General features: G+C 61.7%; 22 protein-coding genes, 1 tRNA gene and 1 pseudogene. 14 read left to right on the top strand and 10 right to left on the bottom strand.

Features of this window, described 5'->3' with window-relative positions; all coding sequences use genetic code 11:
* Nucleotides 1-55 precede the first annotated feature (55 nt).
* On the bottom strand, nucleotides 56-1,033 hold the full coding sequence (locus ACESWY_RS00535) for an L-lactate dehydrogenase (protein ID WP_373092829.1): 978 nt from the start codon (nucleotides 1,031-1,033) through the stop codon (nucleotides 56-58).
* A 210-nt stretch (nucleotides 1,034-1,243) separates the two neighbouring features.
* On the opposite strand from ACESWY_RS00535, the gene metA reads away from it, so the two are divergent.
* A complete protein-coding gene (metA, locus tag ACESWY_RS00530; protein WP_117765542.1) occupies nucleotides 1,244-2,170 on the top strand; it encodes a homoserine O-acetyltransferase MetA in 927 nt (308 codons plus the stop codon).
* A gap of 483 nt (nucleotides 2,171-2,653) precedes the next feature.
* Nucleotides 2,654-3,616 (top strand): hypothetical protein, encoded by a 963-nt coding sequence (locus ACESWY_RS00525; protein WP_373092832.1) that lies wholly within the window; start codon nucleotides 2,654-2,656, stop codon nucleotides 3,614-3,616.
* 218 nt (nucleotides 3,617-3,834) lie between these two features.
* Here ACESWY_RS00525 and ACESWY_RS00520 read toward each other — a convergent pair whose 3' ends face one another.
* Together ACESWY_RS00520 and ACESWY_RS00515 are read right to left on the bottom strand one after the other, a co-directional pair.
* The gene (locus tag ACESWY_RS00520; RefSeq protein WP_373092834.1) at nucleotides 3,835-4,431 is read right to left on the bottom strand and encodes a 5-formyltetrahydrofolate cyclo-ligase; all 597 of its coding nucleotides are present in this window, start codon (nucleotides 4,429-4,431) and stop codon (nucleotides 3,835-3,837) included.
* Between the two features lie 366 nt (nucleotides 4,432-4,797).
* Nucleotides 4,798-7,842, bottom strand: a complete 3,045-nt coding sequence (locus tag ACESWY_RS00515; protein ID WP_373092838.1) for an insulinase family protein — start codon at nucleotides 7,840-7,842, stop codon at nucleotides 4,798-4,800.
* Nucleotides 7,843-8,424: 582 nt separating this feature from the next.
* Between ACESWY_RS00515 and ACESWY_RS00510 the strand changes: the two genes are divergently transcribed.
* Nucleotides 8,425-9,891, top strand: coding sequence for an ATP-binding protein (locus ACESWY_RS00510; protein WP_373092840.1), 1,467 nt, complete (start codon nucleotides 8,425-8,427; stop codon nucleotides 9,889-9,891).
* 100 nt (nucleotides 9,892-9,991) lie between these two features.
* On the opposite strand, the gene ACESWY_RS00505 is transcribed toward ACESWY_RS00510, so the two are convergent.
* Nucleotides 9,992-10,483 carry a hypothetical protein gene (locus tag ACESWY_RS00505; RefSeq protein ID WP_373092842.1) on the bottom strand — a complete coding sequence of 164 codons (492 nt, stop codon included), beginning with the start codon at nucleotides 10,481-10,483 and terminating at the stop codon, nucleotides 9,992-9,994.
* 160 nt (nucleotides 10,484-10,643) lie between these two features.
* Here ACESWY_RS00505 and ACESWY_RS00500 point away from each other — a divergent pair, with 160 nt between their 5' ends.
* Nucleotides 10,644-11,018 (top strand): hypothetical protein, encoded by a 375-nt coding sequence (locus tag ACESWY_RS00500; RefSeq protein ID WP_373092844.1) that lies wholly within the window; start codon nucleotides 10,644-10,646, stop codon nucleotides 11,016-11,018.
* A gap of 445 nt (nucleotides 11,019-11,463) precedes the next feature.
* On the opposite strand, the gene ACESWY_RS00495 is transcribed toward ACESWY_RS00500, so the two are convergent.
* Nucleotides 11,464-12,150 carry a DUF5710 domain-containing protein gene (locus ACESWY_RS00495; protein WP_373092846.1) on the bottom strand — a complete coding sequence of 229 codons (687 nt, stop codon included), beginning with the start codon at nucleotides 12,148-12,150 and terminating at the stop codon, nucleotides 11,464-11,466.
* A 201-nt stretch (nucleotides 12,151-12,351) separates the two neighbouring features.
* On the opposite strand from ACESWY_RS00495, the gene ACESWY_RS00490 reads away from it, so the two are divergent.
* The 6 genes from ACESWY_RS00490 to ACESWY_RS00465 all read left to right on the top strand — a co-directional run bounded on the left by ACESWY_RS00490 (nucleotide 12,352) and on the right by ACESWY_RS00465 (nucleotide 14,903).
* Nucleotides 12,352-12,585, top strand: coding sequence for an ADP-ribosylglycohydrolase family protein (locus tag ACESWY_RS00490; protein ID WP_333789943.1), 234 nt, complete (start codon nucleotides 12,352-12,354; stop codon nucleotides 12,583-12,585).
* 412 nt (nucleotides 12,586-12,997) lie between these two features.
* Entirely contained in the window at nucleotides 12,998-13,204 is a 207-nt protein-coding gene (locus tag ACESWY_RS00485; protein WP_373092848.1) for a hypothetical protein, read from the top strand.
* A 34-nt stretch (nucleotides 13,205-13,238) separates the two neighbouring features.
* On the top strand, nucleotides 13,239-13,628 hold the full coding sequence (locus ACESWY_RS00480) for a hypothetical protein (protein ID WP_373092850.1): 390 nt from the start codon (nucleotides 13,239-13,241) through the stop codon (nucleotides 13,626-13,628).
* Nucleotides 13,588-13,749 (top strand): rubredoxin, encoded by a 162-nt coding sequence (rd, locus tag ACESWY_RS00475; protein ID WP_333789940.1) that lies wholly within the window; start codon nucleotides 13,588-13,590, stop codon nucleotides 13,747-13,749. Before ACESWY_RS00480 ends, rd begins: the two co-directional genes overlap by 41 nt.
* A gap of 190 nt (nucleotides 13,750-13,939) precedes the next feature.
* Complete coding sequence (locus tag ACESWY_RS00470) at nucleotides 13,940-14,374, top strand: winged helix-turn-helix transcriptional regulator (protein ID WP_333789939.1); 435 nt, start codon at nucleotides 13,940-13,942, stop codon at nucleotides 14,372-14,374.
* Nucleotides 14,375-14,504: 130 nt separating this feature from the next.
* The gene (locus ACESWY_RS00465; protein ID WP_333789938.1) at nucleotides 14,505-14,903 is read left to right on the top strand and encodes a pyridoxamine 5'-phosphate oxidase family protein; all 399 of its coding nucleotides are present in this window, start codon (nucleotides 14,505-14,507) and stop codon (nucleotides 14,901-14,903) included.
* Here ACESWY_RS00465 and ACESWY_RS00460 read toward each other — a convergent pair.
* Nucleotides 14,900-15,907, bottom strand: coding sequence for a response regulator transcription factor (locus ACESWY_RS00460; RefSeq protein ID WP_373092853.1), 1,008 nt, complete (start codon nucleotides 15,905-15,907; stop codon nucleotides 14,900-14,902). The two genes, ACESWY_RS00465 and ACESWY_RS00460, sit on opposite strands and share 4 nt — an antisense overlap.
* Nucleotides 15,908-16,116: 209 nt before the next feature.
* On the opposite strand from ACESWY_RS00460, the gene ACESWY_RS00455 reads away from it, so the two are divergent.
* The gene (locus ACESWY_RS00455; protein WP_373092855.1) at nucleotides 16,117-17,523 is read left to right on the top strand and encodes a Spy0128 family protein; all 1,407 of its coding nucleotides are present in this window, start codon (nucleotides 16,117-16,119) and stop codon (nucleotides 17,521-17,523) included.
* Between the two features lie 216 nt (nucleotides 17,524-17,739).
* On the opposite strand, the gene ACESWY_RS00450 is transcribed toward ACESWY_RS00455, so the two are convergent.
* Both ACESWY_RS00450 and ACESWY_RS00445 read right to left on the bottom strand, forming a co-directional pair.
* Nucleotides 17,740-19,398, bottom strand: coding sequence for a hypothetical protein (locus ACESWY_RS00450; protein ID WP_373092857.1), 1,659 nt, complete (start codon nucleotides 19,396-19,398; stop codon nucleotides 17,740-17,742).
* 40 nt (nucleotides 19,399-19,438) lie between these two features.
* A complete protein-coding gene (locus tag ACESWY_RS00445) occupies nucleotides 19,439-19,606 on the bottom strand; it encodes a hypothetical protein (RefSeq protein WP_373092859.1) in 168 nt (55 codons plus the stop codon).
* Between the two features lie 259 nt (nucleotides 19,607-19,865).
* Here ACESWY_RS00445 and ACESWY_RS00440 point away from each other — a divergent pair, with 259 nt between their 5' ends.
* Nucleotides 19,866-21,578 carry a vWA domain-containing protein gene (locus ACESWY_RS00440; protein WP_373092861.1) on the top strand — a complete coding sequence of 571 codons (1,713 nt, stop codon included), beginning with the start codon at nucleotides 19,866-19,868 and terminating at the stop codon, nucleotides 21,576-21,578.
* On the opposite strand, the pseudogene ACESWY_RS00435 reads toward ACESWY_RS00440, so the two are convergent.
* A pseudogene (locus ACESWY_RS00435) lies at nucleotides 21,575-22,548 on the bottom strand (IS481 family transposase). The gene ACESWY_RS00440 and the pseudogene ACESWY_RS00435 overlap by 4 nt on opposite strands.
* A 305-nt stretch (nucleotides 22,549-22,853) precedes the next feature.
* Here ACESWY_RS00435 and ACESWY_RS00430 point away from each other — a divergent pair.
* Nucleotides 22,854-23,867, top strand: a complete 1,014-nt coding sequence (locus tag ACESWY_RS00430; RefSeq protein WP_373092863.1) for a hypothetical protein — start codon at nucleotides 22,854-22,856, stop codon at nucleotides 23,865-23,867.
* A 462-nt stretch (nucleotides 23,868-24,329) separates the two neighbouring features.
* Here ACESWY_RS00430 and ACESWY_RS00425 read toward each other — a convergent pair.
* Nucleotides 24,330-24,404 (bottom strand) — tRNA-Val (locus tag ACESWY_RS00425).
* Between the two features lie 292 nt (nucleotides 24,405-24,696).
* Here ACESWY_RS00425 and ACESWY_RS00420 point away from each other — a divergent pair.
* Nucleotides 24,697-25,719 carry a DMT family transporter gene (locus ACESWY_RS00420; protein WP_373092865.1) on the top strand — a complete coding sequence of 341 codons (1,023 nt, stop codon included), beginning with the start codon at nucleotides 24,697-24,699 and terminating at the stop codon, nucleotides 25,717-25,719.
* Nucleotides 25,720-25,732: the final 13 nt, after the last annotated feature.

The raw sequence follows: 25,732 nt of genomic DNA, 5'->3' as shown, positions 1-25,732 counted from the left end.
GGCGCGGTCCGCTTGGTATCGCGTTTAGATTCGCGAGATTGCGGCGATTGACGGTCTACTTGCCGACAACGCCTTCGGCGTCCCACCAGTCGAGCTGGGCGATGTTGTCGCGGATGTGCTGGCAGCTCTTGTGGAAGCCCTCGAGCTCGTGCTCGGACAGGTCCAGTGTGTAGACTTCCTCGACGCCCTCGGCACCGATCACGCACGGCAGGGAGGTAAAGATGCCCTCCTCGCCATACTGGCCGGTCATAAGCGTAGAGGCCGAAAGCACGGCGTGCTCGTTGTGCAGCACAGCGGCGCAGACGCGTGCGGCGGAGTTGGCGACGGCGTACTCGGTGCACTGCTTGCCCTGGTAGGTCACATAGCCGCCCTTGCGTGCAAGCTCCTCGACCTCCATGTGGTCGAAGGCGTACTTGTCGGGGTTCTCGGCCTGAAGCTCGTTAAGGCTCTTGCCGGCGATGGTCGCGGCCTTAAAGGCTGCAAGCTGGCTAAAGCCGTGCTCGCCGATCATATAGGCGTCGATGGACTTGGGGCTCACACCGACCTTCTTGGAGATCTCGGTGCGCAGGCGGGCGGAGTCCAGGCCGCAGCCCGAGCCGATGATCTTCTTGGGATCGTAGCCGGTCAGGTGCCACAGCTCGGTGCACACGACGTCGCAGGGGTTGGAGATGCTCACGAAGATGCCGTCAAAGCCGGCATCGACGATGCACTTGGCAAAGGTGCGGGCGGCGTCGGTGGTAAAGAACAGCTCGCCGTCGCGGTTGCCGGCGGCCAGTGCGACCTTGCCGGCGGCATTGACGATGACATCGCAGCAGGCCAGCTCCTCGTAGTGGTCGTAGCAGTTGACGATCTTGGTGTTGTACGGGACAAATGAAAGGGAGTCGCGCAGGTCCTGGACCTCGGACGTCACCTTGGCCTCGTTGATATCGCACAGGTACAGCTCATCGGCAATGCCCTGCATAAGTAGGCTGTTGGCGACATGTGCTCCTACGTGGCCCTGGCCGACCACACCGATCTTACGCGTCTGGTACATATATGTATCCTTTCGGCCGAGTTTTTCGCGTCGAACCATTGTAGCGTTCTGCTGTTACTTTGCTAGGCTAAAGTGCCGTAGATTTTGGGACATGCCTTAATCTCTACTTTTGGAGTGATTTGGGCCGCTGACGGCATCGCTGGGCGATGCGCTCGCGCGGATGGGGCCGGTCGTTGTACCATAGCTGCAACTGACTCGTAAGGAGCATCCATGCCCATTCGTATCCCCGACGCTCTCCCTGCCGCCGCGCAGCTCGAGAGCGAGAACATCTTTGTCATGACCGAGTACCGCGCGCTGCACCAGGACATCCGTCCGCTGCGCGTGCTCATCCTCAACCTCATGCCCACTAAGATCGCCACCGAGACGCAGATCATGCGCAAGCTCTCCAACACGCCGCTGCAGGTGGAGGTGGACCTGCTGCGCACCAAGACGCACGAGGCCACGCACGTGAGCGCCGGCCACCTGGAGACGTTCTACCGCACGTTCGACGACATCCGCGACATCCACTACGACGGCCTGATCATCACGGGCGCGCCGGTGGAGCAGATGCCGTTCGAGGAGGTCGACTACTGGCCCGAGCTCTGCCAGATCATGGATTGGTCCACCACGCACGTGCACTCTACGCTGCACATTTGTTGGGGCGCGCAGGCGGGGCTCTACCATCATTACGGCATCCAGAAGCATGACCTGCCGGCAAAGGCGAGCGGCGTGTTTGAGCATTATCTGGTGAAGCCGCAAAGCCCGCTGGTCCGCGGCTTTGACGACCGTTTCTATGCCGTGCATTCGCGCAACACCGATGTGCGCCGCGAGGACGTGGAGGCCGAGCCGCAGCTTGAGGTCGTGGCCGTATCCGACGAGGTGGGCCTGTACATCGTCAAGTCGACCGACAGCCGTCGCTTCTTTGTATTTGGTCACCCCGAGTACGATACCGACACGTTGCGTCTGGAGTACGAGCGCGACGTTAAGCGCGGGCTCAACCCTCAGGTGCCGGCGCATTACTTCCCGAACGACGACCCCACCGCCGAGCCGCGCAACGTCTGGCGCAGCCAGGCTCAGCTGTTCTACACCAACTGGCTCAACTACTACGTCTACCAGACCACGCCCTACGACCTGGCCCGCGCCGGCGAGGAGCACTAGGCTGTAGCTGTGGTTGCTGCTGCGGCCGTTGCTGTGCTCGCGGCGTGACGAACGTGGATTTTCGGACACACGAACGTGGATTTTCGGACACACGAGCGTGGATTTTCGGACGTTTACAAATCGAGCGTGGATAATCTCCCACTTTTGGCTCAAAACTAGGCTCAAAACGGGAGATTATCCACGCTCATTTTTTAGGCATGTAGATGCCGATGGCTCGGCTAAGAGACGGTGCATGCAGAGGCAAAGTCGCATTTGGCGTAGTCTTGAATCTCGACGGGTTTTTCTTTCTGATAATCCAATGGACCAAGGCCTCAAAATGTGGAGACAGGGACCTCTTGGCAAGGCTTCTACCTGCAGATATAAGCCATCAGCCTAAATCGTCCAAAACCGTCAAGCATTTGGTCAGCGCCTGGACGGTATTTGGTCAGACTTCGCATGAAACCGTCTGGTACGTTTGCGCCGTTCCAAGAGTTGGGAGGCGACATGGGAAACATGACGGCGAATCAAAGACTTGCAAGTCACATTAAGGCGTGCGAACAGCAGATGAGCTGCGTGTACGCGCGCACGGCGGCGGAGGCAAAGCAGATTGAGCGGCGGGCGGAGGCGGGAAGTCTAGAGGCGGTCATGCCGGGGCTGTATGCGCGTCCGGAATACTGGTCCGAGCTCAAGTTTCGGCAGCGTTATCTGCATCGGGTGCGGGCGCTTGCGCAAAAGCACCCCGACTGGACATTTTGCTCCTATACGGCGGCTGTTATCTATGGCCTTTCGGTTTCGCATGCCAATTTGACGCACATCCATATCGCCGTGGCGCCGGCGCAATCGACGACGCCGGGCTCTCAGGTCATTCGTCATCGGTATGCTTATCGAACACGGGCAAGCCAGATGGATATTGCCGTGACCGATATCGATCAAACGATTGCGGATTGCCTGGTCGATGCATCGTTTGTCGAAGGGCTGATCATTGCGGACTCGGCGCTCCATGAGCAGCTTTTGTCGAAGGAGCATCTCGTTGAGACGGTCGATAAGCTTGGCCTGAATCGTCGCGGTGTTGTGATGGCGCGCAGGGTTGCGCGGTGTGCCGATGGTCTGTCGGAAAGCGGTGGCGAGTCCAAGGCACGTGCCCTGATGATCGAGCGCGGCTGGCAGATGCCGGAGCTGCAAGTTGAACTGTTCGACCCGGTTGAGCCGGGACGGCCGTATCGCGTCGACTACTTGTGGCGCGTGGGCGACCAGCTGATTATCGGTGAGTTCGACGGATTCGTTAAAAGCGAGAAAGCGGCGGAGGAGGGCAAGCTCGCAAAGGCGCAGTTCGATGAGCGTCAGCGCGAGTCGAGGCTTTCGCTGCTTGATAACTGCAAGATCGTGCGCTTGTGCTGGGATGATCTAAGGGATCCGACAAAGCTCGATCGCAAGCTCAAAGTCGCCGGCGTGCCGCGTGCGTGCTGAGGCAGTTGCAAGGCGTTTGGCTGCACGAGCGTGGAAATCCGGACGGACGAGCGTGGGAATTTAGACGCGCATTGGTTGAGCGTGGATTTTCGGACACACGAGCGTGGATTATCGGACGTTTGAATAATGAGCGTGGATAATCTCCCGTTTTTTGCCCCCGAACAGGCCCAAAGTGGGAGATTTTCCACGCTCATCTTGCGGGTGCGATACAACGGCGGTTAGGCGCTGACGATGTGGGGTAGCGGCAGGTCGTGGGCGTCGGTGGGAACGTGGTCGACACGCTGCTCGTCAAAGGCGATGCCGATGATTTGACATGCGGGCGAGAGCATGGGCAGGTAGCGGTCATAGCAGCCGCCGCCGTAGCCCAGGCGTGCGCCGGCGCGGTCGAAGGCTACAAGCGGTACGACGATCATGTCGAGAGCTTCGGCAGGCACGATAGGGAAGCGGCTGCTGTCGATGTCCGTGGCCGCGAAGGCCCGCGTGGGGTGGCCGATAAACGGGGCCGAGGACGCATCGGCAGCAGCAACTGCCCGCATGCACATGCGCTGGCCACAAGCTGCGGCGTCTGTTGCCGAGAGCATGCACGGATAGGCTACGCGCCAGCCGCGCGCGGCGGCCGCAGCGGCAAACGCGGTAGGGTCGACCTCGGAACCCATCGCGGCATAGATGGCAACGGTGTGCGGCGCCGCGGCATCCAAGCGATCCAACAGCTCAACAAGTCGCGCACAGATAACGGCAGACTTCGCCGCCCGCACATCCAAATCAATTGCATCGCGCCGAGCAAGCGCCGTCCGCCGCAACTCAGCCTTGTCCATCCCAGCCTCCTCTAGCAAACCTACCAAAAAGGGACAGGTTTATTTTGGCAGGTTTTATCTGGGCAAATACCCAAACCACCACACAAACCATCGCAAAGGGGGCAGTTCATGGACGCCTTCGTGGTGGTTTTGACGAAGAGCGGGTGTTCGCGGCGGTTTGTCTCGATCTGTAACAGTAACTCGGCAAAATCGGACCTAGATGTTACAGATTGAGACAAAGGGCCGGCGTCATCCGAAAACGTCTCGATTTGTAACATCTGGAGCTAATATTGCCGTCTTAGCGTTACAGATCGAGACAAACCGGCAGACTGCGGCAAAAGAAAAAGGTAGATTTTCAGGCATATCCCAAAAATCTACCTTTGTGCCTTAGCCCAGCAGGTCGATGACGTTAAAGCCGGCGTTGCTCTTGGCGATGACGTCTCGGCCGCCAAAGACACAGGTAGGCGACTCGGCTGCAATGCGCGTCACGTCGGCGCCGAGCGAGCGAAGCTCACCGGGCGTGGCGGCGAGCATCTGGGCGCGGCGTTCCTCGCGTGCGTGCGGATCGAGCCCGGCCAGGTAGGTCGTGTTGCGGCGCTTGGTAAGCGCGTACGGCTTCACCGGCGCGTCCATGCCGCTCACGCAGCTCACGATAAAGCCCTCAAAGGCGGCCTCGTCGGGCTCAAAGCTGCCGAGCCATTCGCCTGCGCGTGCCACGCGTTCAATCGAGGGGTCGATTGCCGGGTCACGGTAGGTGTAGAACGCCGCCTGACGCTCGCCGGCCGCGCGGAATCCGCAACCGTACGCACCGCCCTTCACGCGGATCTCGTTCCACAGGTAGTCGTAGGAGAGCGCGTTGGCAGCAACCGCCCAGGCGCCCGTCACGTCGATGCCCAGACGACGAGGGTCGCACGCGCTTGCCGCAAAGCAGATATCGCTGGGGATGACAAAGGCCTCCTGGCGGTCGCACGGCGCCGGCACCACGAGCGTGTCGCGGCCGGCATCGGCACCGTCGCCCGCGCCCAAACCCAGGTCGCCCGCAGCATCCCAGTACGCGTCAAAGTCCTCGTCACTGCCGGTAAAGCTCGCCATGCAGCCATCGGCCACAAAGATGCGGTCTGCCAGCTCGGCAAGCTTGGCACGCAGACCGTCCAGGCGCTCGTCAAAGTGGTCGAGCAGGTCGCGCAAGAACAGGTAGAAGTCCACGCCCGAAAGCTGCTCGCGCACCACAGCCGAAGGCGAGCTGTAGCTCATCGCGCGACCGAGCGCCGCCGAGTGACCGTTGTTGATAAAGCCCTGCTCAAGCCCAATGCGAATCTGCGTGAGCACGTCGCGCACGCGGTCGGCGTCGGCGTCGAGCAATAGCGTGCTCGACCACACCTCGCGCGGCAGGCTCGCCAGCGCATCGACCTTCTCGGATAGGGCGCCGGCGCTCACCAACAGATAAGGGCGCACGCCGTCCACGTCGGGCTGGGTCATGACCTCGGTCGTAAAGCTCAAAAAGCCCAGCTTGCCGGCGAGCAAGTTGTCGAGCTCCTCGGCCGAGTGCTCGCTCGTGGGTAGCTGCTTGAGCAGACGGCAGAGCAGTGTCACATAGGGCAGGTCCTCAAACGCGACGCAGCTCAGGTCGAAATACTGCATGGCGTAGGCCAGGCGGTTGGTGGGGATGCCGTGGCGTAGGCAGGGGATGGGCGCAGTCGTGTCCACAACGAGCGGCGGCTCGGGGCGCGCCTCGCCAATGTCGGAAACGCGCAGGCGCGGCAGCGTGGCCTTGGCCTCGGGTGTGTCCTCGGCCTCCTGCGCGGCACGCAGCGCGGCCGTGCACTCGACCACATCGGCCAGCTCGGCATCGGTCATGGCGTCGCGCTTGGCTGCCAGCTCGGCGGCCTCGGCACCCTCCGAACCCTCGGCGGCGTCCACCGGCACCAGCTCGACCAGCGCCATGTGGTCGTTTTCCAGCACCAGCTCGCGCAGCAGGTCCTCAAAGTAGCTGCCGTCCAGCTCGCCACGCAGCTCCTCGTACACCGGGCCGTACTTGAGTGCCAGCGTCGCGGCGTCGTCATCGTAGAGCCAGGTGCTCAGCGCATCGCACGCAATGGCCACGCCGTCGGCGATACCGTAGTCGCGCTGGCGCAGATCGTACTCGTTGCTGCTGATGATGGCTTCCAGGCGCTCGCGCGGAACGCCGTGCTCGCACAGGTCGCGGCAGGCGTCCTGGAACACGCGGCGCAGCTCGCGCGCCACGCCGGGCTGCGCGTTTTGCAGCATGATGAGCTCGTAGGGCTGCAGGCTCTCGGCCGCAGTGTAGCTCACCACGTTGCCGCCCAGGCCGGCGGCCAGAATGGCCTTCTTAACCGGCGCTTCGTTGGAGCCCAGCAGCGCCTCGAACAGGATGTCCGCCGCGATCGTGCGCTTGCGGTCGAGCGCACTGCCCAGCACCAGGCCCAGGCCCACCAGGGCGTTCTCGGGCGTGGTGGCCATCTCGACGCGCTTATACTCGCAGGTCACAGGCTCCTGCACGTCCAGCGGATTGGGCGCCAGCGCGGACGGGTCCTCGCCGGCGGCAACGGCAGCGTCCATGCGGCGGCTCGCGGCACTCGGCTGCGACAGATAGCGCTCGTCCAAAAAGGCCAGCGCGCGGTCCACGTCCAGGTCGCCGTAGAGCGTGATGTAAGAGTTGGAAGGATTGTAGTGGCGCGCGTGCGTGTCCAGGAACTGCTCGTAGGTGAGCGCGGGAATCGCGCGCGGGTCGCCGCCACTCTCGTGCGCATAGGCGGTGTCGGGATAGAGCGCGGCGTTGACGGCGTCGTCCAGCACGCTCATGGGGTCGGACAGCGCGCCCTTCATCTCGTTGAACACCACGCCGTTATAGCGCAGCGTGCCCTCGCGCAGGCTCTCGGAGCTGCCGTCGCCCTCGCCCTCGGCGCCCTCCGGCAGGTCCAGCTCGTAGTGCCAGCCCTCCTGCTCAAAAATGGTGGGCTTGGTATAGATGGCCGGGTTGAACACCGCGTCCAGGTACACGTCCATCAGGTTGTACAGGTCCTGCTCGTTGGTGGTGGCAACGGGGTAGATGGTCTTGTCGGGGTAGGTCATGGCGTTGAGGAACGTCTGCATGGAGCTCTTGATCAGGTCGACAAACGGCTCCTTGACAGGGAACTTGGCCGATCCGCACAGCACCGAGTGCTCAAGAATATGGAACACGCCGGTGGAATCGGCCGGCGGCGTCTTAAAGCCAATGGCAAAGGCCTTGTTTTCGTCGTCGCACGCCAGGTACAGCAGGCGAGCGCCCGAGGCGGTGTGGCGTAGCACATAGGCGTCCGAGTCGAGCTCGGGCACGGTCTCGCAGCGCTCGACGGCAAAGCCGTGGCAGGTAGTGCCGGGTACCAGCAGCGCGGCGGCAGCGGCGCGCGGGTCGGTTGAGGTAGTGGGCATATGCAGTCTCCTTTGACGCCCCATCGGGGGCGAATCGAGTCGAATCCTCGAGAGTATACCCATATGGGGCCGCGACCCTGCGGCGAACTGAAGACGATGCCAACGGATTGGGTAAAGGCCCCGCGTGCCCGCCGCGCGAGCGTGAAAACTTGGACGCCTATCGAATGAGAGTGGATTTTCGGACGGAATCAGCCTCAAACGCCCAAAAACCGTCCAAATATCCACCCTCATTTCCCGACCGTCCAAAATCCACGCTTATCCGCCGCCCGCACATCTCTCATCTCTCATCTCTCATCTCTCATTCGTCACGAATACGAGAGATAACAGAAAGACGAGAGATAAATATGAGAGATAACTGAGCAGCAAAGAGACAAGCAATCATGGTATTATCTCAATACCGATTGTTCTACCAGCAAAAACATGTTTATATGAAACAGATGGCAGACATCTTATCTTTCATCTCTCACTTATCTCTAATATGAGAGATAACAGAAAGATGAGAGATAGTTACGAGAGATAACTGAGAGACGAAGGAAATCCATTCGCGGCATTCTTCGCAGAACCAAGCGAAAGGACGTGCAGATGAACGAAAACGAACTGACCGGTCTGCTCGAGTCTTTAAGGCGCATGGGCTCGGACGATCTTAACGTCGAGGTCAAGGAGAGCGCCACGACGCTTTCCCGCGACGTGTGGGAAACGGTGAGCGCATTCGCGAACACTGCCGGCGGAATCATCGTGCTCGGAGTGAGTGAGCGCGCAGGTTTTGTCCCGGTTGAGAACTTCGAGACCGAGAAAGTGCTCAACCAATTTGTGTCAGGCATGGGTGATGCGGGCGGTCGAGGAAAGCTGGCCAATCCGCCCAAATACACGATCGAGCGAGTGGAGCTTCAGGGCGTCATCGTTCTCGTCATTACGATTGAGGAGCTCGATCCGTCGAGCAAGCCCTGCTATGTCATAGAGCGGGGCGCCCAGGGCGGCAGCTACAAGCGCATCGATGACAAAGATGTCCCGCTTTCGTCGACCGAGGTGCTCGCATTGGCGTCATACGGTCGAGCGACTCCGAGCGATCGCGACGCGGTGGCGGGCGCGGGCGCGGACGATCTCGACGAGGCGCTGGTCGACCGTACGATAGATCGGGCTTTCTCGTTGACGCCCCGGGCAATGCGCGGCGCACCGGACAAACAAACGAAGCTGGAGCGCCTAAATTTCCTTGATTCCCAGGGCAATGTCACCAAGGCTGGACTCCTAGTTGCGGGCACCTACCCTCAGCAGTTTTATCCCAAGCTCTTTATCGACATGGCTGTCTATGCGGGGACCCGGAAAGGCACGGCGGGGTCGCTGAGGTTCATGGACCGCACAATCTGTGAGGGAACGTTGGGCGAGATGATCTCGGATGCCGTCGCGGCCGTCGCCAAGAATTTGCGGCGAACCTCGACCGTCCAAGGCGTCTCGCGTGTCGACTCGCTGGAGATTCCCGAGGAGGTTCTGCGCGAGGCAATCGCCAACGCCGTAATCCATCGAGAATACGGGGATCGGTTCTGTGGACAATCGATTACCGTCGACGTCTTTGACGATCGTGTCGAGGTGGCGAATCCTGGCGGCCTTTACGGGGGAAAGACTCGCGAGAACTTGTTTGACGGCAGCTCCCGATGCCGTAACGCGACGCTCGTGAAACTCATGTCGATTGTCCCGCTGCCGGATGGCGCAGGTTCGCCGGCTGAGGGCAATGGCTCGGGCATCCCGATGATGATCGATGCCATGCGCGCGCATGGTCTGGCCGAGCCCCTGTTCTGCCCGGGGTTCGATTGGTTCAAGGTCGTACTTTACCGTTCAAAGATCGAGCCGGTCGATCATGGCGGGGGCTTAATTGTGACGGCACTCAAACACTACGGCGAGCTGGGGACGCGTGAGCTGGCAGAACGCACGGGGCTTACAATTTCCCAGGTTAGGTCGCGCGTCAACGCGCTCATTGCTCAAGGCGAGCTTGAGCCCACGGCGCCGGCGACGAGCCGCAACCGCAAGTATCGACTGTCAGAGCGCGTGGAATAAATGCGTTAGTGGACGAGGCGACCCAATAATCGACCCTCAATTGGCGCCCACTAAGGTAAAGCGGTTGTTGCTCAGTCGACGGTGATGCTGAAGACTCGGCTTACGCCGGCATGGCCCCGAACCCGTCCATCAAGAACAGCCTAAGAACCAGCTTGATGACATATCCCGGTTTGACTTCTGCCGCGTCAAAGACGTGGCGCTCGGCGAGCTCGCTGCAGTATGCATAGATGTCGCGGATAAGGCCCGCGCCCGAAAGCGTAAACATGTATCCTGCGTCTGAAAGCGCATTGGGTGCGGCGGGCAACTTGGCCATGTGGCAGAACGTTTGCAGGTCGGGCGCCATAACATTCTGGTAGTCGAGGTGGCCGTTGGCATCCTGTGCGGCAAGCTCCAATTGGCGCACAAAATCCAGCGCCGCCGCTAACACAAAGCTCGGTGTAGGCGCATTGACGTCCTGAGTGGTCGCCACAAGCCTGCCCGCCGCTTGCGTGACAAGCCAAGCGACCTCGCGCTGGCAACGCACGGCCTTGCGCGTAACCGGCTTGATGGACGAAGAAGAAACGCTCCCCTTAGGCGGATTCGAAGCAGCCATAAGACCCTCCCATGAACAATCCGGCCCAACAAGCCCGGATGAAACACGTGCTACATCAGTATACAGGGGAGTGGGGTACGAGCGAGCCAGCGGCAAACCGAGAGCATCAACGATGCGCCGATCGCGGGATTCAGGGATCTTCTGGCCGGGCCAGGATCGGGTGAAGCAAGATCCCAATAAGACCTTTGCGCTTTCGGTCCATAACTCTAGAAAGAGCTTCTACACCGATGTACCTCCGCTCTATTTGGACGATGGTACGTGGGTCATTAAGTACTCGGTTCAAGCGCCGGGTACCGTTGGTTCTCGAGACCAGAATTACAACCGTAAAATGCTCAACTGCACGGAATGTGGCGTCCCAGTTGGAGTCATATTTGCAACCGAGGTGGGCTATAAGGTGCTCGGCCTTGCGTTTGTTGAACGGTTCGAGCCAGAAAACGGATGGTTTGGACCCAATACGGTGTTTCTTGAGGCCCATCGCATTGAGTTCGATCACTCGGAAAAGAAGCGTGAAAAGGCGGGGCTTCTGCCGTATTAGCGTATTTGGCTTTGGCGGTCTTTTAAGATCGTGTTATTTGATCGGATCGCGTTGCGATGCAATCTCGCGCCCACCCGCCGGTGCATGCTCTTCCTAATTTGTATAGCGAGAGGGGAGCGTGTATGAGCTGGCGAGGCGATATTGCGATGGGGAAGTACGGAAAACTGCCGTGTGCCCTTATAGACAACAATATGTTTCCGAACGTAGAGGTTGATTGCGGGTCGTTTGCTGTCGCCTGTCCTTGCTGCGGCTCGCAAATATCGTGTCTCGACATTCGGTTCATCGATGCACGTGACAGGTTCAGCGACGAAGTGAGGAAACGTACGGGCGTTCATATGCTGGTGTATCCGGAGCAATGCCCTGTTTGTGGCCTCGATATCGTGTACGACGCCGGCGACGAGGGATAGGTGATGCGGAGGAGCTGGCTGTGAAGGCCTCTCCGTCTCTACAAATAAACCCCCTCACCGAGTTGCCTGTGGAACTCGGCGTGATGGTCGCGTGCCCAGGTAAAGAGCGCCTGGTCAAAGTCGGTGCGCGTGGCTGGGATGCCAAAGACGCCGGCAACTTCGACGCGCACAAACTCCAGTGCCGGCAGCTTGTTGATGGCGGTGAGGGCAAACGGGGACGAGGGCTCTTCGAGCAGATAGCGACTGCCTTGCAACGCGTCGCAACTGGTGCACGTGTTGCCGAGCGACGGGGCTTTGGAGGCTCGCGCGCCTACGGGCTTGTAGCCGCAGCGCTTATGAAGGTAGTCGCGGATCTCGCCCGGCACGCAGCCAAGAGCGGGCACGATGGCGAGTGCGTTGGCGCTGGCCGTGTCGATGACAATGTGCCCGGCTTCGTTGGGCGCGTGCGCGATGGCGATGCTCTCGTCGTTATCGGTTCGATAGGGAATGCCAAAGGCCGCGACCGAGGTCTCTTTGTGACACTTCCAGCACTCACGCTTGCCCAGTACTAGATATATATACGGCGCTGAGGGGTCGGATCGGTCAACACCGGGCAGCCACTCGGCAAAGGGCTCGGGGTTGACGCCGCTGGGTACATACCAGATCTTCTTGGTCCGGTCCCATTTGGCGTCCAGCGCCTTGGCTTCTTCTTTGTGCGAAAAGGGGACATCGAGCTCGGTGCGCATAGCGGCTCCTTGGTGCGCGGGTGCAAGTGCTCCAAGGATACCGCAGCGGCGGTTGCTCGATGCGTGCGGCTGTAGATGGCCGAGTTTGTGCTGGTGGCCGGCGGTGTTTGCGGTCTTTACGGGGCGGTTGCGGCGCGGCGTTGGGCCCGTTGGACGAGTGTTTTGGCCGCCTAAGAAGTCGCGGGGCGCTTTGGCGGGGCCGTGCCGTCAAGCAAATGGGCAGGTGCGTGGCCGGCTTTTGGTCAGTTGAGCGGCAACCTTGTCAAAAGCTTGACGAATTTGCGTCTAGCGGTGAATCTCGGGGACGATACGGACACGACGGCGGCTGTGGCAGGTGGCCTTGCCGGCATCGCGTACGGATGGCGAGCCATCCCTGATGCCTGGCTCGAGAAACTGCGTGGGCGCGACGTGATAGAGCGTTGCCTCTTCGATTGATGCACGTGCAATGGACTCCGTCAAGCTGGCAAACGAGCAGGCGCAGCCACTTCAGCAGACGGGAAGCCGTCTGCTAGGCTCTGGTAGCTCGCCCGCTGATCCAGGTTGACCAGGGACCATTACGCCATCGCGGCATCCACCTTCAACATGCTCGAGGCACCGCCCCAGACACGTCGGCGCGATGCCTCGATGGCAATGTGCCCGGCTGACAGTGGCTCCATGCACGAGAGGTGGCGTCTTCTAGCTGTCCGGCCCGATTGGCTGGCGGAGAAAAGCGTGGTAGCGCTGCGCAGAGGGGCTGACAAGGTGGGAGCATCCCTCTGCCGTCCCGCATAGACGTACCATGGTAGGGCGATGCACTTGCTTTTGAAGACGATGCGCTCGCTCTGCAATTCGTAGGGGGCAATGAGCCATGAAGTACGGAATGAGGAAGCCAAGTATCAAGAAGTCGATAAGTGCCAGGACAAGGGGCCGGGCTACCCGTGCGGTGAAGAGGGCGCTCATCCCTGGATACGGCAAGAAGGGCATGGGCCTTCTCCATCCGAAGAAGGCCCTCTACAACAAGGTCTACCGCAAGACCACCTTCGGGCTGGGCGACATCCTCAAGCACCTCAAATGACCCAGGGGCCCCGCAAAGCGGCGTCGCCCTATAGATGATCGCTCCGGCACACGGCGCAATCTGGCGCGACAACCCCATGCAGATCGTCGACCTCTATGACAGGTGGTCGCGCGAGTACCAAGAGGACCAGGTCACGGTGGTCTACGACACGATGTGGGAGGGCACGACCAAGATCGCTCACGAGATTGCGGCAGAGGTCGCACGTCAGAGCCCGAGCACCGTCGTGAAGGTCTTCTCGATTGCGCATGCCGACAAGAACGAGATCATGACCGAGGTCTTCAAATCGAAGGCGATCGCGGTGGGTTCGCCGACGGTGCTTGGCAGCGGTCAGCGCCCTCATTGGTGCAACGGAGGATGCCGGGGGAGAAGGTGCTGGGCCTGCCATGAGAAAGTACGTGTGCAACGTCTGCGGCTACGTCTATGACCCGGAGAGGGGAGACCCCGACAACGGCATCGCTCCCGGGACCGCCTTCGAGGACATCTCAGATGACTGGACCTGCCCTGTCTGCGGGGTCCCCAAGGAGGACTTCAGCCCGGCGGATTAGCCAGAGCCGGGACATGGGGCATGAGAAGCGGGGAGGCGCGCCGAATGACGCACCTCCCCGCCTGCTTGCGCATGCATTGTCGAGGCACCAAGGAGACGCCGCGACAGGTGACACTCATGTTTTGCATAGTTACTTGAGACGCGCCCAACATGCTGCAAGACTGGTGGCAACAGCAGCGTTTGGAGGCATCATGCCGCACACCAGAAAGCTCGAGCCGGACATCCGCTGCCCGCTCGAGTACGGACTCGAGGTCTTCGGAGGGAAATGGAAGAGCCGCATCCTCTGCGTGCTCTCGAAGAAGCAGACCCTGAGATACGGTCAGCTGAGGGAGGAGATGACGAACATCTCCGATGCCGTGCTGTCGTCGTCCCTGAAGGAGCTCCTGCGTGATGGCCTCGTGCAGAGGAGGAGCTTCGACGAGATACCCCCGCGCGTGGAGTACTCGCTCACGGAGCGCGGCGAGTCCGTCGTCCCGATCCTGCGCGACATATGCAAGTGGGCGGGACTCACAAACCGCGAGGTGACGACCGACGCGCCGAGGCAGTGCCAGGTCTGCGACTTTGTGGACGTGAAGGTGGTGCCGGCAAGGACAGACGCACCGCTCGTCCCAGGAACCCGCAGGTAGAGACCAGTTACGGGCAACAAGAGCAACTCAAGTTCCGCCCCATATCTTCCTCCATCCGCGTGAGTCTCCTATCTTGAGCGGCATCCGATACGCAGAGCAGCGCGGTGCTGCTCGGGAGAAGGAGGAAGCCATGCTTAACGAGAACGTCATCAAGGTCCTGAACGAGTCCATGTGGGACCTCGCGACCTGCGCGGACGGAAGGCCCAACGTCGTGCCCGTCGCCTTCAAGGAGATCGACGAGGAGGGCAACCTCCACATCGGCGACGTCTTCCTGCAGACGACGCTTGCGAACCTAAAGGCCAACGGCGGCAGGATCGCCCTCTCCGCCTACAACCCCAAGACCCTCGAGGGCTACCAGATCAAGGGGACGGCAACCTACACGGCCGAGGGCGCCTACGTCGAGAAGTTCAAGGGCGAGGTCGAGTCCATGTTCAAGGGTGCAGCCACTGCCAAGGGCGCGCTCACGGTCGTGCCGGATGAGGTCATCGTCACGACGCCGGGTGCCGACAACAAGAAGGTGCTCGTCTAGCGCAGCATGAACCGCCCGAGCTCGGAGCGCTTGGAGATGCCGAGCTTGGCGTACGCGCTCGAGAGCCTGTTCTTCACCGTGCCGGCAGAGATGCCCATGTGCCGCGCTATCTCGGCGTTGCTCCATCCGCGACACGCCAGCATCGAGACGGCGAACTCCGTGGTCGAGAGGTTGTCTGCCACGCTCTCGCCGGCATCCGGGTTGTGGATCCTGCGCCAGCCGTAGCTGAAGCGGTACGTTATCTCGATCACTCGCGAGAAGTCCTCGGGGTAGCCGGCCTTCAGGCACTTCTCGACAAGTCCCTGCAATAGCCCGTGGTGCTCGCCTATGGTCTCGTACAGCCCGTCTGGCCTCGACAACGCCCACGCGCGCTCGAAGTGCTCCCTGGCGTGGTCGGACTCCTTCAGGCTCATGTATCCCATCGCCTCCCCTAGGTGTAGGAACGTCTCCGATATCGGATAGCTTCCACGCTTCATGACCAGGGCGTTCTCGGCCATGCCCACGCATTTGCCCCAGTCTCCGTTGAGGTAGGAGGCATGTGCGAGCAGGTAGCTCGCAAAGAGGCGCAGGCCCTCGGGCAGGCTTGCCGCGCACGACGCGAACTCCTCCATCGAGAAGGGCGTTGGGAGGTGGAGGAGGACGCCCGCCGCGGCACCAAAGAGCATGCGAGACGCGCGAAGCGGCTCTGACTCGCCCTCGTCGGCATCCGCCGAGCCTTCTGCCACGATCGCCCCCAGGCACGATCGCGCCTGGGCGATGTGGTTGAGCGAGAGGCTCGCGAAGCCGCAGATGAGATTTCCCGAGAGACGCAGACCGACGTCGTCGGCGTCGAGATACGCAGTCGCCGCGGCGTCCGCCGCTTCGGCCTGGCCCCGGAAGTAGAGAGCCTCGGCGCGGGCGATGGCCTGGACGTCAGGGTCGTCGAATGACGCCACCGCCGCATCGAGGCAGCCCGGCTCAAACGACGTGCACATGAGCGGCATGGGCAGCCGGGGAAGTGCCACGTTCTCGGTCTCCAATGTCTTCTCCTCTCGCCAAACGTATCTTCGCCGCTCAGCTGTCCGTTGTGCAAGGCGGAATCGGGGACCGCGATGGGGGAGACGAGGCGGGGGTCTTCCGGTTGGCCGTTTCGCCCCCCAAACGACACTACCGACTTCGTCCGCGAGAGCGTAACATTGTGGCGGATAAGACCCCGGACGAAACGGAGCCGCCCATGAAGTCCCTCTGGAAGACACTCTTCCTGTGTGTCATCTCGCTTGCTCTGGCAGGAATCGTTCTTCCCGCGCAGGCGCTTGCCGATGACGGCCCCACCGAATCCGTCACTATCACGCCCGCCAGGGTTCTGAGGGTGGGGATCTCCGGTCGGGCCTGGAACGACTCTGATGCGTTCGCTTTCAAGGTGACCGGCTTGAACGGCGCGCCCGAGCCAGCCGATACCACCATCACGGTGACAAAGGAGGACACGCTCTCCTTCTTGCCTGACCACGCCGAGATCAAGGTCGGTGCCATCACGTTCACGGAGCCTGGCACCTACCGCTACGAGGTGACCCAGGTACAGGGCTCGGATCCCGACATCGTGTACGACACGCACGTGGGCGCGTTCGAGTTCGTCGTCGGGCGCGTGCAGGGGGAGCTTGTCGCCGTGGGCAACGGGTTCTGGTCGCCGACCTTCACGAACTCCTACGAGCCCGCCCTGAACTTCACGGAGGCAGGTGGCATCACTCTGTCCGCGGTGATGAACGGGCGCGACTCCGTCTATCCCGAGTACATGGTGACCGTGGTGCCTGAAGACCAGGCGTCTAAGGCGCTGCTCCTCGGGAGGCAGGTGGGGCAGTACGTTGGAGTCTTCAGGTTCCCCAGCGCGAAGGATGGCCAGCCGGCAACGGTGGACTTCTTCGAGGTCCGCGACGGAAAGCCGATTGTCTTCACCAAGGAGGACGTCGGCAAGACCTACAGGTATTCGCTGGTTTCAGCTAAGGGCCTCAGCTACCCCGCCACCGCCTACGACATGGCCGAGCGAACGCTTGCCATCGAGGTGGGCAGGCGTGACGACGGACGTGTAACGGCCACCACGACGGTTACGACGGCTGGTGCGGATAGCGAGACCTACGTCTACACGGCAGGCGAGAAGCCCGCGAGGGCCGCGGTCGTGTCCTTCGTCAACACGTTCGCGCCGCGGGGCCAGGTACGGCTTGGGGCGAGGGTGACCCTCACCGGCCGCGAGCTTGCGGGGGGCGAGTTCTCCGTCGAGCTTCTCGACGAGCAGGGCAACGTCTTGCAGACTGCCGCGAACGCAGCGGACGGCTCAGTGACGTTTGCCCCCATCACCTATACGCGCATGGGAACGTATCGCTACTCCATCCGCGAGGTCGCGGGAGACGAGGAGGGGATCACGTACGACGCGAGGGTCTACCAGGTGACGGTCGTCGCCGAGCAGATAGACCCGGACGGCAGCCTCATACCCGAGGTCTCGTACGGTGATGGAGTCAACGAGGCCGTCTTCAACAACGCCTACGTGGCGCCGGAAAAGCCGAGCAGCTCGCCGAGTCCGAGAAGCCTGGGGGGGGTCACAGCTGCGCGTCGCCGAGGAGGCCCCCGCGCAGACGGCTTTGAAAGATGAGCCCCGCTCACCCATTCCTGCTACCGGTGACCCTTGGGCGACTCCGCATTTCCTGGGGATCGCTGCCGCGGGTGCTGCACTTCTCGTCCTTCGGGCCCGCCTACGCAATCAGTGACAGGTCCGGCGCATGACGAGGCGGTCGCCCGGCGTGTGAAATGGGCTGCCCTTCGTGCTCCTGGACTCGGACGTCGTCTGCAATGCGCTCGGCGCATGCGGCTACCAGCTGGTCTTCTCTTCGTCGGTCACGGCGCCCGATGCCTCGTCGACGAGATAGAAGCCGAGAACCTCGGCGTCCCTTCCCTCGTCCTGCGGGTACCACTTCTCGAGCACGAACTCCTCTGAGGTCAAGCCCTGCCCGTCGGTCTTCTCGCCGTTCGAATAAAGCCGGTACTCGACCGTCACGAGCTTGCCGTTCTCCTTGTCGGATGCCGTTCCCAGCCTTGCGTACATGTCGCCCTTCGCGTTCTCGTCGAAGAGAATGGCGTCGAAGACGTCCATGTCGGGCACGATGCCGTTGTCCTCCAGATAGACCGCCAGCGAGCGCATCCTATCCTTTGTGGCCTCCAGCTGCGCTTCCGCCTCGTTGCCAGAAGCATCCTGGCTTGAGCCATCGGCAGCCGTGTCGTTCGTTCCGGAGGCCGTGTCTTCCCCAGAGCCGGAAGCATCGCCTCCGGCTGAGGACGACGAGTCATTCTCGGGTGCGGGACTCTCCGTGTCGTAGAGGGCCGCCTCGCTCCACTTCTCCATCAGGAAGGGGCTGTTTGTCCTCCAATAGTCGGTCGTCGTGTCGCGTGGGTCGTATCCCGGCCACGCAACGGCGAGATAGTCGTAGACCTTGTCGGCGAACTGGTCGGGGACGCCCTGTGCCACGGCACGCTCCTCGCCGTCGTGCATGAGGGGCCCATCAATCAAGAGCTGGGCGCCAAGGCTCAGGGCAGCCAGAACGATGAAGAGGGCGAGAATCCCCCTGGCAAGCCTTGCTCCCTTCCCGTTCGCGCTCTGGAGAGGGGTCTTTCGGGCAACGCGCGCGATGGCAATTCCCAGCACGACAAGGGATGCCACAGCCAAGAGACCCGCCACCGAGGCGTAGCCGCACCTGAGCATCCAGCCTGCATCCGCATCCACGCCGTACAGCATGCCGCAGTAGGCGAGGACATGTGCCGCCATGAGGGAGAGGGCAAGCTGCAGCGCCGGATGGAGCCTCTTGGGGCCGCGGATGCCCGCCACGACGGCGCGCGCCTTGTCGACGTCCGCGTAATCGAGCCAGGATGCGGCTTCCTTCTCGTCTGGAAAGCCCGCGAACCGCTTGACGGGGACGGCGGCGTAGCGCACGAGCGCCTCCTCGGCGTTCTTGCCGCCCTCCGGAATCGCCGTCACATAGGAGAGGAGATAGAAGAGCTTGAGCTCGTCTCCCTCGAGAAGCGCGCTGTCGGCGTGCGAGAGTGCGGCGGCGGCCGCCTCGATCTTTCCGGTCTCGATGTCGGCGCGAGCCATGCCGAGGAGAAGCTCGCATGCCTTCTTCGGGTTCTTCCCGGAGCGCCCGTGGTAGAGCCTGAGCGCGTAGTCGTGCCGAGAGGTGGGGGAGAGCTTCCAGAGGTGCCGATGCATGAGGACTGCCGAGGAGAGCAGGACTCCCCATCCGAGCACGATGGCGGCGCCGAGAAGCGCGAGAAGGGCGCCTACGCCCGCGAAGGCATCGAGATTCGCGAGGAAGAACACCGTCGCCGCGATGACGAGGGCAACCGAAAGAATCCGAGGACCGATATCGAGGACATCCGCCAGACGTGCGGTGGCAATCCCCTCCTTGTCCAGGGCGAGGGGGTCTGGGATTTGCTCACTGCGGTCGTAGAGGTCTGCCCTTTTCGTGTCTGCCATGGGCTCCAGCCTTTCTCGAGCGCCTTGTCCCGCACCTCTCCTATTCCGCCTGCGCTGCCGTCATGTCGATGACGCTAGCTGCGCGCACGCCGGACTTCTCGCTGCCCTTAGCCCACAGGTCAAGTGCCTGCCAGCCAAAAAAGCCGCGCCTCCGATTGGGCGAAGGCGCCTTATTGGAAGGATACCAACGAGCGCTGCTCAGGACCATCCTGCCGAAGCACTCATCCCACTTGGTGAAGTAATCGGGCCGAAAGCTCAGCCGTCGCTCCTGTCCGCTGGCAGCTCGAATTCCCCTCGGTGGCCTTGTCTGTGTGTCAGATTTCCAAGATAGACAATGCATCGTGATACAATGCAATTCGATAATCGCGTTGTCGGGAATCCCTACTGCTGACCTGTCGGAAGGAGAACCGATGCCAAGCAATGCGATACTCAACCATCAACGGAGACGTCGGGCAGTTCTCGCGGCCTTGTCCGCGCTTGCCCTCGTCGTTGCGTCTGTGCTCCCCATGCCCGCCCTAGCGGCGACGAGCGACTCAGATGCCGGAAGCGGCTGGGAGATCCCCAAGTCCAAGACGGCGAAGTGGCTCGAGGAGGGCAAGACCGCCGAGGTCACGCTCCAGCTTCCGAGCGCCGAGGCCGTGATGTCCTCCGACATCGTCTTCGTCGTCGACAACTCCAGCTGCAGGGACGCCTCCATCGCCGGCGCCACCGACACGCTCGACCGCCTCGTCGACGAGGTGAAGGGCGTCGACCAGGTGCGCGTGGGCGTCGTGTCGTTCAAGGGCGACGGCCACGTCGAGAAGGACCTCGCCACGCTGACCGCAGACAACGTTGGCGACTTCAAGAGTGCCATCACCGGTGGGTACACCGGCACCATCAAGTCCGGCACGAACATGCATGACGGCCTGCTCAAGGCCCAGGCCATGCTCGACGCCGATTCCGCCACGCCAGCGAACCGCAAGTACGTCATCCTCGTGAGCGACGGCCTGACGCGCCTGTTCACCGGCTCCGACGGCCAGGTCAAGGACATCTACTACCAGTACACCTACTCGGACCAGAACTCCCTGAGGCCCGCGAGCGACTTCAAGGCGACGGACTTCTGGTACTTCGGCATGATCGACGAGTGGCGCCAGGCGCGTACACCCGACTCCACGTCGTACGCGATGCCGTACGGCGATTGGAACACGTACTACTCGCACCTTAAGCAGTGGGTGGCTGCCGACGGCGACAAGTACGCGCTGAACTTCACGACGTACGGAAACGACGGCGGCGCCGCTGTCGTCAACGGCCAGCGGGTGAGAAACTCGGCGGGCGAGATCACCGACCCCAACTTCACCTACATCGAGCATGGCACCCAGGCCGACCACGCTATGGCGCCCGACCGCGCGGTCTATGAGGCGTACAACACGTGGCAGGCGCTGAAGGGCGCCGGCTACAACTGCTTCGCGGTGCGCACCGGCAGCGACTCCGACTTCTCCGTCAAGTTCATGAACGAGCTCAACGGCGGCAACAACCTCGGCTTCTCGCAGATCGCCGACAACATCCTGTACGCATGCGGCGCAGGCTCCACTATCACCGACTCCATGGGCAAGAGCGAAACCTACGACTTCGACTTCGTTCCCGACTCCGTCGCGCTGAGCGTTGGCGACGAGCAGCTCGAGGCCACCGCTACCGGCGAGAACGCCTGGAGCTTCCACAGCAAGGGCGACACCAAGGCGCGCTTCACCTTGGTCTACGACCCCAGCGCGGATGCCTACACGCTCACTGCCAACGAGGCCGTGTCGAACTTCGCGCCCGTGAAGCTGACTTACAAGATCACGCTTGCGCAGGCACCCACCGAGCCGGGCGACTACTCGCTGGCGGCCAACGGGAAGGCTACGCTCTCGCCCGTCAACTCCGCTGGTGTACAGGGTGCGTCGGAGGACTTCGAGGTCCCAACCCTGGCCTACTCGGTTGCGGCGCCTACTCCCGAGCCCAAGCCCAAGCCGGAGCCCACGCCCGAGCCCAAGGACGAGGGTACTCCTCAGCCAAAGCCCGAGCCCAAGCAGCCGGCCAAGGCTAGTGCCGAGAAGATGCCCAACACCGGTGACTCCACCCCCTCGAGCGCGCTTGGGGTCTCCCTTCTCCTTGCTGGGGCCATTGCCACAGTGGCTGGCGTGAAGATCGCAAAGAGGCGCTAGCTGTTGTGTGCCAAGACGTTGTTTACGCCGACGATGCGTGACATCGGGGGCAGGCCCCCGCACGCGCTGTGCGGACGGTCCCAATTGTAGTGCTCCAGGAAGGGGACGAGGGCGGAGGCCCTCGCCCCCTTCGCTCTCCCATGCGCGGGCGTACTGCCACTCCTGCGCCAGCGTGCGGTTCATGCGCTCCACCTTGCCGTTCTGCCGGGGGCTGAAGGGGCGGGTGTACTTGTGCTTGACGCCCCGGCCCTCCAGCAGCGCGTTGAAGTCCCCGGAGCGGTAGGCCGGCCCGTTGTCGGTCATGACCCGCTCCACGGAGACGCCCAGCCCCTCGTAGAACGCGAGCGCCCGGGACATGAAGCCGCAGGCCGTGCCCTTCCTCTCGTCGGGCAGCAGCTCGGCGTAGGCGACGCGGCTGTTGTCGTCGACCGCCACGTGCAGGCACGAGAGCCCGGCCCCGCCCGGGGAGCCGCAGCCGCGCCCGAGGGCCCTGTGGCCGCCGCCGTCGGGTATGCGCGCCACCTTCTTGACGTCGACGTGGACGAGCTCCCCGGGGCGCTCGCGCTCGTAGCGCACGGCCGTCACGGGGCCGCGCCGCCGCACCTCGCCCGTGACGCGGTCGATGTCGGCCAGGCGGGGCAGGCTGTGCCTGGCGACGATCCGGGCGCACGTGCGGGCCGGCACGCCCGTCTCGGCCGCCAGGGCGAGCGGCGCCAGCAGCATGGCCCTGCGGGCCTCGCAGGCGCGCTCCTCGACCTCGGGGGGGCGTGAGCCTGGCGAGCCTGCGCGGGCGGCTGCTGCGGTCGGCGAGTCCCTCGCCTCGCCTGGCGCGGGCGAGCCACTTGGAGGCGGTCTGGCGGCTGACGCCCATCTGGCGGGCGGCCTCGGCGACGCCGAGGCCGGACCCTATGCGCGACACGAGCGTCTCGCGCCCCTTCGGGGTGAGTTTTGCGTTAGGATGCTGGGACATGGGAGGCCCCTCCTCTCTGGGAATCTAGACAACTCACAGCTTGGCAGGGGCCTCTCTATTTGTCACCACTCGGGTGTAAACAACCTGTTGACACTAAACATCTAGACGTCGACGAATGAGCGCTTTGGGTGCGCCATGGCGAAAAACCGCCGGTCGTTTATCGAAACCTTTTCCGCGCCGCTGTCCGCTACCGACGCGCATGCTATCTTCGCGCCATGAGCTACTTTATCGTTTCACATAACGCTGCCTTGGCGCTTTTGGCGCATATTCCGAACCCCCGCTTTGGGGATTCGGAACCAGAGGTCGTGTCGATTGCAAGCGCCTGCGCGCTCTGTGACCAAGAGGCGCAGGAGTTCATCGATCACTACGACCTTGGGATTGACGTGCTGGACCTGATGGTGCCGAAGCGAGCCGACCGCCGGCGGACCAAGCACGTCGCGACGCACCTGTGCACCAATGAGCTCCCGGCGGGTTCGTTTATCTCGCTGGGCCACTGGAGAGGCGACCTGGGTGCATACGTGTGCTCTCCCGAGCTGGCGTTTTTGCAGGCTGTGCACGACGGCGATGCGGCGGAGGCGATTTATGCCGGCTACGCCATGACGGCGGACTATCGGCTGGATAACCTTGCTCCCGGTGGGGTGACAAGCAGAGATATGGGCATGCGCGACGGCAAGCTTACGACCATGGAGCTCATTGCGGCGTATATCGAGAAGTCCCCTAAGGTGCGAGATATTGCGAAAGCCAAGGCATTGCTTGCATACGTGATCGAGGGGTCGCGCTCGCCAAGGGAGTCGGGGCTTTGCATGTTTATGTCGCTACCTGCGCGCTACGGTGGGTATGCGCTGGGCAAGGCCGAACTGAACAAGAAGTACTTCATTCGCGATGGGTACAACGATGGGCGCAAACGTAAGCTACGCGTGTTGGAGCGCATGCCCGATATTACGCTTACGGCGAAAGCCGAGGTGGGCGTGGACAAAGTGAGGGCCGGGCTGCCGCCCGAAGTCCTTACCGCACTGGTCGATTACGATAGCGATGCCATCCATGACGGGAGCGATAAGATCCACAAGGACGCCGAGCGCCGCAACGAGTTGCAGCTGCTCAATGGGGTGGCGTACTTTACGGTGACTACCGACCAGGCAAGCGACTACGAAAAGCTCGTTCGACTGTGCGAACGCATCCGGCGCAAGCTGCACCGGAATAAACGCCCCGTCTTTAACAGGGCAATGAACGAGAAACAGCGATATCTCGCTCTTGCGCGCGTCGAAACGAAGCGGTTTAAGCTTTGGCAAACCGTAATCGAGGCACATCTGCGTTGGTAGACGCGATTGTCGGGCGTGTAGCCAAGGCCCCTATTTCCAGGTCTAATACTTTTCCCGAGAAGTGAACGAGTCAAAACGGACCCTCGAAGCATCGACACTTTTAATGGCTCATTTCCTGCGGTTTTGTCGTTGGAATCCTGCGGTTTTGATGCCAGAAAGTGTGGGTGCTTCGAGGGTCCAAATAAGGTCGTTCACTTCTTGGGAAAAGTATTAGACCTGATTATAGGAAGGTCGATCAGATGTGGCTGCGAGGTCCATCCGAGCCCGATTGTGGTGATCGCCGGGGTTGTTGGGGCGGTTTTGGCCTTGGTTGGGGTGTTTTCGTCGGCGCAGAAGCGACTTCTGGCACGGTTGGGGTGGTTGCTGGCGTTGTTGAGGTGGCCTTGGGTGCTGCGGTGCCTTTTTGGTTTGGCGACATAAAACAAAACAGCCCAGAGACATAGCCTCTGAGCTGCGAACATTTGGTGGGCGTTAGAAGATTTGAACTTCTGACCTCTTCCGTGTCAGGGAAGCGCTCTCCCCCTGAGCTAAACGCCCGATCAAGGGTGCGCGAATGCGCAGGGAATAATATAGCGGAGCCAGGACCTGGTGGCAAGAGCATTTTTAAAAATCGTTAGCTTGTGGAGTAAGGCTCCGCGTCGATCTTGTCTTTTTAAGAGCTCGTAGCCGTGGTCCGCTTGATGCATAATGCGTTAGTCGATACGTCATGGAGTCGTGGACGAACGTCATTGACGGATTTGTCTTACCGATAAACGGCCAAGCTGTCAGCTTACGTCCTTACCGTGGTAAGGTAAGCCGAATTGTTTCCAGATTGTTTCGGGGGAGTGGAATGAGCAGAGAGCACGCTGAGCAGCTCGAAAACGCAAAAGCTTCGGTGCCTATGACCGACATTTCGAACGTTGAGGTGCCCGAAGGTACCGATGAGTTCAGTCGCAGCATTCGTCGCGCGTGGCGTGGACGTCTCAATAATGCCTCGACGCGCAAGATGATAACGGGCGTTCTGGCTACGCTGATGGGCGGTTCGTTTTGGGGCTTCTCGGGCACCAGCGCAAGTTTTCTGTTCGACACCTACCACGTCGACACGCTGTGGCTTATGAGCGTGCGACAGATTCTTGCCGGCCTGCTCTTTATGGCCGTGGTCGTCACGCGCGATCGCACGCGTCTGGTTAAGCTCTGGACCACGCCTGCCGACCGTAAGCAACTTTTGTTCTTTACCGCCTTTGGTCTGCTGTTCAACCAGTTTTGCTATCTTTCGGCCGTGCGCCTGACCAATGCCGGAACTGCGACGGTGCTCCAGTGCCTGCAGCTGGTCATCATCATGGGCTACACCTGCGTGGTCGATCGCCGCATGCCGCGCGCTCGCGAGGCGATCGGCATTGGTCTGGCCCTGGGCGGCACCTTTTTAATCGCTACCGGCGGTGATCCCACCAGCCTGAGCATCTCGCCGCTCGGCCTGGTTGCGGGCCTTATGTGTGCGGTCAGCGCCACCTGCATGGCGGTGATTCCCGCCAAGATCCTGCCCGAATACGGCAGCCCCATCGTTACAGGCTCTGCCATGCTCACGGCAGGCGTGGTCTCGTGCGTTTTCGTGCAGCCGTGGGCTCATATGCCGGCGCTCGATGCTGCCGGTATCGAGGCGCTCGCGGTGTTTGTGGTCATTGGCTCGTTTTTTGCCTACATGCTGTATATGCAGGGCGTTAAGGACATCGGCTCGGTGCGTGCGAGCCTCATCGGAACCGTTGAGCCGGTCTCGGCGACCATCACCAGCGCCGTTATGCTGGGCACGGTATTTTTGCCGACCGACTTAATTGGCTTTGCCATGATCATCGTGATGATGTTCCTGACGGTATAGCTCACGCCGCTTC

The organism is Collinsella aerofaciens ATCC 25986, assembly GCF_964237925.1.
GTDB lineage: Bacteria > Actinomycetota > Coriobacteriia > Coriobacteriales > Coriobacteriaceae > Collinsella > Collinsella aerofaciens_BJ.
This window is presented reverse-complemented; position numbering and strand designations above follow the sequence as displayed.